The following is an 11,275-nucleotide window of genomic DNA, read 5'->3' as shown; positions in this document are numbered from 1 at the left end:
GAGTTCTTGAAAAGAGTATCCCAAGCTCAAGCAATCAAAATCCTCAATATCCGTCTAATCTATTAAGGTTTAGGGAATACTTTGGTCAATGCGCAGATGGTATAATCTTTCCTGTAAATCGCCTAAACTCGGGTCCCAATTGCCAAACAGGTCGAGAAACGCGATCACTTTTCCTGGCTGTGTCATGCCACTGATGGCAAGGCCAACGGCAAAAATCAGACCGGTAATAAATGCCGCGAGTGCTGAGTTCATAGTGATCCTCCTAACCAGTGATTGATGATGTATACCGTGACGATTGCGGTAATCATGAACGTGACGGTCGCGACGATAGAGCGTACTGAAAAGCGACTGATGCCACAGACTCCATGCCCGCTCGTACACCCGTTGCCCAGTCGGGTGCCAAAGCCGACCAGCAAACCAGCGAGAACCAGAGCGATGGTCGAGCGTGAAATACTGATGGCGAAGACCTGCGGCGCCAAGAGGCTGAAAAGGAGTCCTTCCGTGAGGAGGCCGACGAGAAAGAGGACACGCCATGCGGTGTCGTTCTGCGTTGGGCTGAGCAGTCCGCCAACGATCCCACTAATGCCGGCAATTTTTCCGTCACACAGTAGCAGCAACGACGCACTGAGGCCGATGAGCAGTCCGCCACCGAGCGAAGCGAGCGGCGTAAAATTTTCCATAAACTCTCCTCCTTTCGAAACGTCAACGGGAGTTTCTCTTGCGAGTATTTCTACTTTCTGTTATTATTATATTGCTATTTAGCAATATAGTTGAATAATGTCAAGGAGCTTGCATGCCACGCCAGAAAAAAGAGCTATCCGACGCTGCGCTTGAGATGATCGCCGAGCGTTTTCGGCTGCTTGCCGAACCGATGCGTCTCAAGATTCTCCACTCCCTGTGGGACGGCGAGCTGACGGTCGGTGAGATTGTCGCCTCGACAGGTGCGTTGCAAGCGAATGTGTCAAAACACTTAGGGATCCTGCAACTCGCTGGTATCGTTCGTCGCCGTAAAGATGGACTCAATGTGTATTACGCCATAGCGGATGACACGGTCTTTGCCTTATGTGAGGTTGTCTGTAACAGCCTGCATGATAGATTGGCTGCCCAGATTGATGAGATCGCGCCACCTTCGGTACAACGACGACGGGCGCGATAGCTTTGGAAAGGGGGAGAGGAATGAAGCTCTCGTACACTGCCCTCAAGACCTTTCAACAGTGTCACTTTCGCTATCACATTCGCTATAACCGTGGATTGCCGAGCCGACCCCGACCTACAGCGCAGTCGTCGCGGGCACTGCATGGCACGTTACACCTTTTCCATCAAGGATTGAAACAGCCGCCAGCCGACCATCCTGGCTTATTTGCCGGTCCTGCGGTCTCGCTTGAGACTTTGCTGGCACATTTGAAGGGGTATTACGACAATCCCACACGACCGCTGACCGAGCAACAATATCAGGAAGGTCGCCAGTTATTGACGCGCTATTGGGAAGCGCATCGTGGCCGTTTCCCCACGCCTTATCTGTTAGAAGAGAAATTTACGCTGCATGTCGGGCCGTTTGCTCTGACTGGCCGCATCGATCGTGTTGATGATACCCCTGACGGCTTTGAAATTATCGATTACAAACTTGCGCAACGCAGTGTGATCGCCCCTGATCCGTTACAATTAGATGTCTACCAACTTGGCTTTCATGCGGCGACGGGTGAAGCTGCAAAGAAGCTTTCCTTTTATTATTTACGCACAGGACAGAAAGAAACCGTTGAAGCCGACAAGCCAGAAGCGGCGCAAACCCGCGTCCGCGCATTGTGTCGTGACATCAGCCGTGAGCAGACGTTCGAGCCGCACGAAGGCGCATGGTGTTCAACTTGTGATTTTCAAGAATTTTGCCCAGTGAAAGCACGCAGTCCGCGACCTCTCCCTGCCAGTGGCCGCGCGACACAGTTAGGGTTTGATTTCTGAACGGTCGGGCTCTTGGTGCCTTGTCGTTTGGGAGTGTCATTCTGAGCGAAGCGAAGAATCTTTCCGAGAGACCCTTCGTTTCACTCAGAGTGACACCGACGTGGGACTGTGACGTAAAGTGAGCGAGTGTACCGTGCTTCAGTTCGCGTTTACGTCTCCTCGATACTGTACCCGTTTTGCAAAACTGACCTCAGGGTGAACTTTCAAGAGCGTGCCGCTCGTGACTTCAACAGTCCCAGTTTTCACGCCGCGTGGTTTCCGCACGTAACGAGCGCGGGTGCAATACACAGGAACAGTTCCTGCCGTGCGGGCTTTGCTATGATAGGCGGCGACAGATGCCGCCTGACGTAACGTTTCGCGACTCGGTTCCTCGTCAGCTTTTGCTCGCAAGATCACGTGACTGCCCGGAACATCCTCGACGTGAAACCACCAGTCATCAGGGCGAGCAATGGTCGTGCTCAGGACATCGTTGTCTGCTGCTGCAGCTCCGACAAGGAGAGTCCATTCGCCGGGAAGCTCATATTGGAGAATGCGAGGTTTCGTATCACTCACTGTCGATACCATTGATGCACCGCTTGGTGACATTCCTTCTAACACGTCGCTTGAGTTATCGCCAATCGTGAAGGCAGACAGAGGGTTTGTTCCGCAAAGATTGAAAACTAGGCTTGCGCCTCTTCGCCGCGGACGATAGTCATTGGCGGCGATGCCACGAAACGAATACAGGATGGTTATGGATGCTGTGCAGAGGAATAACGAGAAGCCGCGTTTTGGTGTAGGAGGTGCTTCGTTCCAAGCTGCTGGAGGGGAAGTCGGGATTCGTCGCCTTGTCGATGATTTCTACGATCAAATGGATAGTCTACCTGAAGCGAAGATCATCAGAGCGATGCACCCTACTGACCTGACAGTTTCTCGCGATAAACTGGCGCGATTTCTCTGTGGTTGGTTGGGAGGACCAAAATTGTTCCAACAGAAATATGGTTCAATCATCATCCCCAAAGCACACAGTCATTTGCCGATCGGTCGAGCTGAACGCGACACGTGGCTGTTGTGCATGAGTAAGGCGATTGAGCAGCAACCCTATAGTCCAGAGTTCAAAAAGTATTTACTAGAGCAATTAGCGATTCCTGCCGAACGCTGTCGGACGCGAGAGTAACACATAGAAAGAAGGAGATAGGTATGTCCTGGGATTTTGAGACCGAACCGGAATTTCAAAAAGAACTTGATTGGATCGAGCAGTTCGTGCGTGAAGAAGTCGAGCCGCTCGATCACATTCTTGGCAGTCCATACGATGTACATAATCCACGTAACCAAAAGTTAGTGCGCCCGCTGCAAGCTGAGGTGAAAAAGCGGAAACTGTGGGCATGCCACCTCGGGCCAGAATTAGGCGGACCTGGTTATGGGCAACTGAAACTCGGCTTGATGAACGAAATCTTAGGACGAGCGCGGTTTGCGCCGGTCGTGTTTGGCACCCAAGCGCCTGATACGGGCAACTCGGAAATTCTGGCGCACTACGGTACGCCTGAACAGAAAAAGAAATATCTTGAGCCGTTACTGAGTAACGATATCGTGTCGTGCTTTTCGATGACCGAACCACATGCCGGTGCTGATCCCAAGATGTTCAAGTGTAAAGCTGAACTGAAGGGAGACTTCTGGGTCATCAACGGTGAGAAATGGTTTTCCTCCAATGCGCGTTTCTCTTCGTTTCTGATCGTGATGGTCGTTACCGATCCCGATGCGCCACCATATCAAAAAATGTCGATGTTCCTGGTGCCAACCGACACACCAGGGGTGAACATTGTGCGGAACGTTGGGCTAGGCACTGAGCATGGCGACACGGGCGAACATGCCTATATTCGCTATGAAGATGTACGCATACCACGAGAGAATCTCCTTGGCCAACGTGGGCAAGGGTTTGAGGTCGCCCAGACCCGCCTTGGCGGTGGACGTATTCATCATGCCATGCGCACGGTCGGGCAGGTGAAGAAAGCATTCGATATGATGTGCGAACGAGTACTTTCACGTGAAACGCAAGGCGAGGTTTTAGCCAACAAACAGATGGTGCAAGAGCAAATTGCTGACTCGTGGATCGAGATGGAGCAATTCCGCTTGCTTGTGTTACGCACTGCCTGGCGTATCGACAAGTACAAAGACTATCGCAAAGTCCTCAAAGACATTGCGGCTATCAAAGCCTTGATGCCCAAGGTGTATCATGATGTTGTCTATCGCGCGCTACGTATCCATGGTGCACTTGGATTATCTAACGAGATGCCTTTCTCAGCGCAGATGGTCGAATCGTTTATGACCAGCCTCGCCGACGGTCCAACAGAAGTGCACAAGGTGACTGTCGCTCGCCGCATATTACGCGAGTACAAAGCCAATCCTGACTTGTTCCCTTCTGGGCATTTGATTTCGCTACGAGAGAAGGCGATGAAGAAGTACGGTGAGATATTGGAGCGAGAAGTGGGGAATCTTTAGTTGTCAGGTCTCATAACATCGCGCACTAAGAATTCGTCGAATTTCTTGGATTTTTGCACAAAAATGAGTACGCGATGTCATGAGACTCGACATTTAGTAGATAGGGGCGCACGGCTGTGCGCCCCTACGCTCTCTACCACCGCGGCTTCCACTCCTGCCATCGCCATTGAGTCTTATCACTTCCAGTACCTTTTGCGACAGCTTTGATATCTGCGGCTTGCTCCGTCGAGAGTAAGAAGTCTCGCCATTGAGTTCGCTCTTGCATCTGCGCTTTGGTTTTTGCGGATACAAACTCCTTCCCAATCTGAGATTCCCATCCTCCGCCGAGTGCGCGATACAACGACACCAGATTGAGAGCGACAGCGCCGTGCGTCGCTACAAGGCGGTCTTGCTCGGTCACGAGAAATTGTTGCGTGTTGAGTACCCGCGTGAAATCGGTTGCTCCTTCGCGATACTGAAAATCTGCCAGTTCAACTGCACGAGTTGCAGCTGCAAAACTGCCTCGCAGAAAGGTCACCTGTCGCTGGACGCCAAGATAGCCAGCGATTGCATCTTCGACTTCTTTCTGCGCACGCAAGACGGTATTCTCATACTCACTGATTAACGCTTGAAACTGTGCGTCTTGCACGCGAATGTTACTTTGAATCCGTCCGTAATTGAGTATTGCCCAGCGAACCTGTGGACCAGCAAAACTTTCTAACGCACTAGTTGTGAAGAGGTCGGGAAAATCTTCGGCCTTTATTGCGAGCGAGCCAAACAAAGAAAATGAGGGATACAAGTCCGCCGTGGCTACACCGATCGCGGCACTCTGCGCCGCCAATTGCCGCTCGGCCCGGCGAATATCTGGGCGGCGACGGAGCAGATCAGCCGGTATACCGACCGCAACTGTTGTTGGAGTCGTTGGCACTTTTCCCGCTCCACCCAGCATATCTTGGAGATCTCGTGGCGGTATTCCGAGCAGTACACACAAGGTGTTCTGCGTCTGCCGTATCGCGGTTTCGAGTTCAGGGATCTGCGCTTGCGTGTTACGCAACAGCGCCGCAGCCTGTGCAGCATCGAGTTCCGTTACGGCTCCTCCCTCAAACTTGGCTTGCGCTATGTCAAAACTGCGCTGCTGAATCGTAACGTTCGTTTTTGCTACCTCAAGACGTTCTTCGAGAATGCGGAGGAACAGATAGTTTGTTGCCACTTCCGCCGTCAGGCTGACAAGTGCATCATCGTAACTTGCCACTGCGGCGAGAAGTTGCGCGTCGACGACTTCAATCCCGCGACGGAAGCGCCCCCAGATATCCAACTCCCATGTTGCATCAAGACCGAACTGCCATTGGTCAAAATCAGACCTAAAGCCTGGTATGCCTCGTCGATTCGCTGTCTGGGTACTCAACTCGTTGCGGGTATAGCCGCCAACACCAACTTGTTGTTGAGGAAAAAGCTGGCCAATCACCAATCCTCGCCGTGCTTGTGCTTCGATTACACGAATGCCCGCGGTGTGTAGCGATAGATTCTGCTTTCGCGCAGTTTCAATGAGCGAATTGAGTGCAGCATCGTTAAACACTGTCCACCAGGTGCTGATGTCTGCTGTTGCTCGTTCGATAGTCAGGGGCGCCGTCTCAATCCACTGCTGTGCCACTGGAGCCGTCGGCTGATGGTAATTCGGGCCGACCATGGCGCAGGAGGAGAGAAGGAGAGTGAGAAGAGCAAGCGAAAGGCATGAGGGAAGAATGGGAGAATGGGAGACCGGGCGAACCGGCGACAACCCCATCACTCGGAATCGCCAATTTACCCATTCACCCATTTGCCCACTCATTTGGTATTTCTCTGACTTTGCGATTCGGCTTTCGTTCAATATCCGCTTACCCATTCGCCACCCGCGATACATTACCAATTGTATGTTTTGCGCGTCGGTCGGTGAGTCGACGAATCACCGCATAGAAAACTGGCGTAAAGAAAATGCCAAACATGGTTACCCCTAACATGCCGCTGAATACCGTAATGCCAAGGGCAAAGCGCATCTCGGCCCCAGCACCTTGAGAAAGAACGAGCGGGATAACTCCAAGAATAAAAGCGAAAGACGTCATCAAGATCGGGCGGAGACGCAAACGACAGGCTTCAACAATTGCGGTAGCGCGAGCTTGTCCCTCGTCTTCTCGCTGCTTAGCGAATTCAACAATGAGAATAGCATTCTTGGCAGCTAAGCCGATTAACACAACCAATCCAATCTGCGTGAAAATGTTGTTATCCGAATGCACAAGCCACAATCCAATCCATGCCGCGAACAAACACATGGGTACGATCAGAATAATGGCGAAGGGTAACGACCAGCTTTCGTACTGTGCTGCCAACACCAGAAAGACGAAAATCGTTCCCAAGACAAACACAAAGATTCCAGTGTTGCCTGCGGTAATTTCTTCGAGGGTCAGTTCCGTCCACTCAAAACCCATTGATGCGGGCAGTTCTTGCCAGGCGACCTGCTCCATCATAGCAATCGCTCGGCCAGTACTTGTTCCTGGCAACACGCTGCCGTTGATGGCGGCGGACGGATACATGTTATAGTGGCTGACAACCGACGGACCACTCACATCTTTCACTTCTATTAATGTTCCAAGCGGCACCATTTGCCCAGTTGCATTGCGGACTTTGAGCTTTTTGATGTCCTCTATGCGAGCGCGAAATTGCGAGTCTGCTTGGGCATAGACTTGCCAGTTGCGCCCGAAGCGCGTGAAATCATTCACATACGCCGAGCCTAAGTATACCTGCAGCGTATCGAATAACTCACTGAGTGCTACTCCTTGCGCTTTTGCTTTGGCACGATCGACATCAACGTAGAGTTGTGGTTCATTTGCACGGTAGGTGCTGAAGAGGCCAACCAGCCCAGGTTGGGCACTCCCGGTTTGCATGACACTGTCGACCACGCTTTGTAACGCTGCCGGAGACGCATCGCCGCGGACTTGTAACTGCATCTTGAACCCACCAGTGTTGCCAATACCTTCGACAGGTGGGGCGCCAAAGGCGAGTACCAGCGCATCTTGAATTTCCCCCCAGAAACGTCCACGGAGCTGTCCTAATATCTCATTCGCATGTAGGCCTGGACGACCAGCGCGCTCTTCAGACGACGCAAGAATGATGAACATCGTCCCTGCATTTGAAAGATTGGTTCCTGTGAGAAGCGAGAATCCCGGAATAGCAACTGCACGAATAACGCCAGGGGTTGAACGCGCGATTGCAGATGCACGAGCCATGACCGCTTCAGTACGTGCCAGATTCGCACCGTCGGGCAATTGCGCTGCAACAACAATATATCCTTTGTCTTGCTCTGGAATGAAACCTGTGGGCATCTGTGAGAATCCCACATAGGTCAGCCCGATCAGTCCGCCATAAATCAGTAAGACAATAACGCTAATCCGGAGAAGCATGGCCACTGTGCGGCCATAAACCTCCACCATGTGATCAAACAGCCAGTTAAATCCAGCGAAGAGTTTTCCCAAAACCCAGTTCACCACAGGAGCGACGAACCAGCCGATGACGCCTCCAAGGCAAAAAAGCAGGCTGTACATTCTCCATGCTACGAGGGCAGAGTTCGGCATATAGCCACCCAGGTCAGCGCCTGGTGAGTCCAAAAGCGTTGCGAGGGAAGGTGGAAGATGTGGCAACGACCAACATGCCAACACGCCAAAGAGCGCTGCAATCCCAAGTCGCGGCAGTGGCTCTTGTTTTCCGTGGGTAGAACTATCCGTACGAATAAAAAATACTGCACGGGCCGGAGTCATAGTCAGCGCATTCACCGCAGAAATGATCGTCGAAGCTGCGATCGTCAAAGCGAACTGGCGATAAAACTGTCCACTGATACCGGGAACAAAGGCGGTAGGGATAAACACCGCACTGAGCACCAGCGTGATCGCAATCACGGGTCCTGTGATTTCTTCCATCGCCTTGAGTGTCGCTTCACGCGGAGGCAACCCTTTGGCCATCCAGCGTTCAATGTTTTCGACAACAACTATAGAATCATCGACGACAATGCCAATCGCAAGGACCAAACCAAATAGTGACAAGTTGTTGAGCGAGAATCCTAACACCGACATCACGAAAAATGTCCCGATCAACGACACTGGCACATCGATCATTGGCAGCAACGTCGCGCGCCAATCCTGCAGGAACAATAGGACCACAATGAAGACTAAGATCGTCGCTTCGATCAACGTGATGTAGACACTATTAATCGAGTCTTCAATAAAACTGGTTGTGTCGTAGCCGATACGATAATCGACCCCATCGGGAAACTGCTGTTTCAGCCGCTCCATCTCCGCCTTTACACCATACGAAGTCTGAAGGGCGTTGGAGCCGGGCCGCTCGAATATACCTATGGATACCGTAGGCTGCTCATTGAAATAACTGCGTACATCGTAGTTGCGTGAGCCTAACTCAATGCGGCTGACATCACGTAACCTGGTAATCTGCCCACCGGAGCCAGTTTTGACGACGATATCGCTAAACTGCTCTTCCTGGATGAGTCGGCCCAGCGTACTAATCGTGTACTGAAAATCTTGGCCAGTTGCTCCCGGTGGTTGCGCGATCCCGCCAGCCGCAACCTGGATGTTCTGCTCACGAAGCGCACGAACAACGTCACTTGCAGTCATATCACGCGAAGAGAGCTTTTCCGGGTCAAGCCACACACGCATGCTGTATTCGCGGGTGTCGAAAATCAACGCCTCACCGACACCGGGTACGCGGGCAAGCACGTCTTTTATTTGTAGCGTCGCATAGTTGCTAAGATACAGTGGTTCATAGCGATTATTCGGAGAAATAAGGTTGATGACCATCAGCAGACTCGGCGAGGTTTTTTTAGTGACCACTCCTTGTCGTCGGACTTCTTCCGGCAACTTGGGTGTGGCAATCGCCACGCGATTCTGTACCAATACCTGTGCGGTATTCAGATCGGTGCCGAGCTTGAAAGTGACGGTCAGAGTCATGCGGCCATCATTCGTGCTGCGCGACTCCATGTACCGCATGTTCTCAACACCATTCACTTCCTGTTCTATCGGTGTCGCCACTGTCGTTGCTACCACTTGTGCATTAGCGCCAGGATACAGGGCCGTGACTTCGACGGTCGGTGGGACAACGTCGGGGTACTGCGAAAGCGGTAGTTGGCGGACAGAAACAGCACCGATAATCACAATCACCACCGAGAGCACGGTGGCGAAGATGGGACGGTCAACAAAGAAGCGGGTGAACATAGAAATGCCTGTATCAACAAAAAAACTGCGGCGAATATAGAGTTACATATTGGGGTTCCTTCCCTCAGTCATGGGGGAAGGTCAGGAAGGGGATAAAGACAGAGAACCCAAAACTGAACATGCGCGTTCGACCCCATCCTAGGCTTCTCCCTTAACAGGGGGAAGGAACGTTGCCGTGGAATCCATATCTCTGAGTATTCTCTCCATGCTACGGAGCCGGTGTCTTTGTCGCTGCCACCGTTGCGGCACCAGCACTGGCATCCGCCTCCAGCGTGGGCATGGCTCCACGTTGCGGTACCACCGTTACCCCTGGACGTACACGTTGCAGTCCGTTGGTCACGAGCCACTCTTCTGGTTTCAGGCCAGCTTTGACCACTCGCAATCCATCGCTTTGGATCGCACCAATGTTGACAGGTCGGTATTCCACGACATTCTTTTCATTCACCACCCACACGTGTTTCTGTCCCTGGTCGGTACTGATGGCACGATCCGTCACAAGCAGTGCTTGATAGGTATCGCTCCCAGGGATGCGTATACGGACGAACAAACCAGGAGTAAGAGTACGATTCGTATTAGGAAAAACGCCGCGCATACGAATAGTTCCAGTAGTTGAATCGACACGGTTGTCAATGAAATCGAGGGTTCCCGGTTGCGGACCTCCCTCTTCGTTTGCCAGTGTCAGCGACACCGAAAGGCGAGCCTCTCGTTGATTGTTGTTCGTCGAGCGGGCCAACTGTTGATAGCGCAACATCGAACGCTCATCGACATCAAAATAGGCATACATCGGCTGCAACGAAACGATGGTCGTCAGCACCGTCGCATCAGCGTTCACCAAATTGCCTTCGGTCATAAAGGTCCGACTGATACGTCCGCTGATAGGTGCGGTCACTTTAGTAAACTCAAGGTCTAACGCCGCCCGCTGCACCGCAGCTTGACCAGACTGAATCGCCGCATGGGCTTCACCAAGATCGGCCATAGCATTGTCAAGGTCCTTTTGACTAGCAGCTCCTTTCGGCAGCAAGCGTTGGTTACGCGCCACATCTGCCTCCGCACGTGCCCGTTTCGCTTCCCATTGGGCAACATGGCCTCTGGCCGAATCAAGAACGGTCTGAAAAGGGCGTGGATCGATCAGAAACAACAGGTCACCTTTTTGCACCTCAGAGCCTTCTTTGAAATTGCGCTTGATGAGATAACCGCTGACTCGTGCCCGGACCTCGACCTCTTCGACTGCAGCAGTGCGGCCAGTGTATTCATCGTAGTCAATCACCGCTCGTTCGACCGGCTGACTAATCGTCACCGTTGGTGGTGGCATGGCCATCATCGGCGGTGGTTCTGAATGACACCCGCCAATGCCGAGAGAAAAGACACTCAATAGCAACGGATAAACAACAACGTTCCGACTCAGCATGCGCGCACTGTAGCTGGAGAGACACGCAGTGCGAAGTGGGGGGAGGTGTTGACCCATCAGTCACAACTTAAGGAGAAATTGCTGTGTGTTTAGGTGCTCCGTTGCGAGTATGGGTTCCTTCTCCCTCAGGGAGAAGGTCAGGATGAGGGAGTCGAGAAGTCAAAAGCCCTGAGTTTTCATCCCCTCACCCTAGCCCTCTCCCTGA

8 protein-coding genes and 2 pseudogenes are annotated in these 11,275 nt (G+C 52.3%); 4 read left to right on the top strand and 6 right to left on the bottom strand.

All coding sequences use genetic code 11. The annotated features are described in order from the left end of the window. Positions 1 to 120: 120 nt before the first annotated feature. Together FJ147_23970 and FJ147_23965 are read right to left on the bottom strand one after the other, a co-directional pair. Positions 121 to 252 (bottom strand): annotated as a pseudogene (locus tag FJ147_23970) (YeeE/YedE family protein). Next, complete coding sequence (locus FJ147_23965; GenBank protein MBM4258944.1) at positions 249 to 680, bottom strand: YeeE/YedE family protein; 432 nt, start codon at positions 678 to 680, stop codon at positions 249 to 251. The pseudogene FJ147_23970 and the gene FJ147_23965 overlap by 4 nt, the downstream one beginning before the upstream one ends. Before the next feature lie 113 nt (positions 681 to 793). On the opposite strand from FJ147_23965, the gene FJ147_23960 reads away from it, so the two are divergent. Both FJ147_23960 and FJ147_23955 read left to right on the top strand, forming a co-directional pair. Further along, the gene (locus tag FJ147_23960; GenBank protein MBM4258943.1) at positions 794 to 1,156 is read left to right on the top strand and encodes a winged helix-turn-helix transcriptional regulator; all 363 of its coding nucleotides are present in this window, start codon (positions 794 to 796) and stop codon (positions 1,154 to 1,156) included. Positions 1,157 to 1,176: 20 nt separating this feature from the next. Beyond that, positions 1,177 to 1,956, top strand: coding sequence for a PD-(D/E)XK nuclease family protein (locus FJ147_23955; GenBank protein MBM4258942.1), 780 nt, complete (start codon positions 1,177 to 1,179; stop codon positions 1,954 to 1,956). 138 nt (positions 1,957 to 2,094) lie between these two features. Here the strand turns inward: FJ147_23955 and FJ147_23950 are convergent, their stop codons facing one another. After that, entirely contained in the window at positions 2,095 to 2,520 is a 426-nt protein-coding gene (locus tag FJ147_23950) for a DUF814 domain-containing protein (GenBank protein MBM4258941.1), read from the bottom strand. 166 nt (positions 2,521 to 2,686) lie between these two features. Here FJ147_23950 and FJ147_23945 point away from each other — a divergent pair, with 166 nt between their 5' ends. Together FJ147_23945 and FJ147_23940 are read left to right on the top strand one after the other, a co-directional pair. Beyond that, positions 2,687 to 3,109, top strand: a complete 423-nt coding sequence (locus FJ147_23945) for a group II truncated hemoglobin (protein MBM4258940.1) — start codon at positions 2,687 to 2,689, stop codon at positions 3,107 to 3,109. Between the two features lie 23 nt (positions 3,110 to 3,132). After that, positions 3,133 to 4,431 carry an acyl-CoA dehydrogenase gene (locus FJ147_23940; protein ID MBM4258939.1) on the top strand — a complete coding sequence of 433 codons (1,299 nt, stop codon included), beginning with the start codon at positions 3,133 to 3,135 and terminating at the stop codon, positions 4,429 to 4,431. A 133-nt stretch (positions 4,432 to 4,564) separates the two neighbouring features. Here the strand turns inward: FJ147_23940 and FJ147_23935 are convergent, their stop codons facing one another. The 3 genes and pseudogenes from FJ147_23935 to FJ147_23925 all read right to left on the bottom strand — a co-directional run bounded on the left by FJ147_23935 (position 4,565) and on the right by FJ147_23925 (position 11,070). Further along, on the bottom strand, positions 4,565 to 6,310 hold the full coding sequence (locus tag FJ147_23935; protein ID MBM4258938.1) for an efflux transporter outer membrane subunit: 1,746 nt from the start codon (positions 6,308 to 6,310) through the stop codon (positions 4,565 to 4,567). Between the two features lie 1,789 nt (positions 6,311 to 8,099). Next, positions 8,100 to 9,662 (bottom strand): annotated as a pseudogene (locus FJ147_23930) (hydrophobe/amphiphile efflux-1 family RND transporter). A gap of 208 nt (positions 9,663 to 9,870) precedes the next feature. Then, the gene (locus FJ147_23925; protein MBM4258937.1) at positions 9,871 to 11,070 is read right to left on the bottom strand and encodes an efflux RND transporter periplasmic adaptor subunit; all 1,200 of its coding nucleotides are present in this window, start codon (positions 11,068 to 11,070) and stop codon (positions 9,871 to 9,873) included. Positions 11,071 to 11,275 lie beyond the last annotated feature (205 nt).

Source organism: Deltaproteobacteria bacterium (assembly GCA_016874775.1).
In the GTDB taxonomy this organism is placed as follows: Bacteria; Desulfobacterota; Binatia; order Bin18; family Bin18; genus VGTJ01.
Note: the sequence above shows the minus strand (reverse complement) of the source record. Positions and strands in the feature narration are given on the sequence as shown.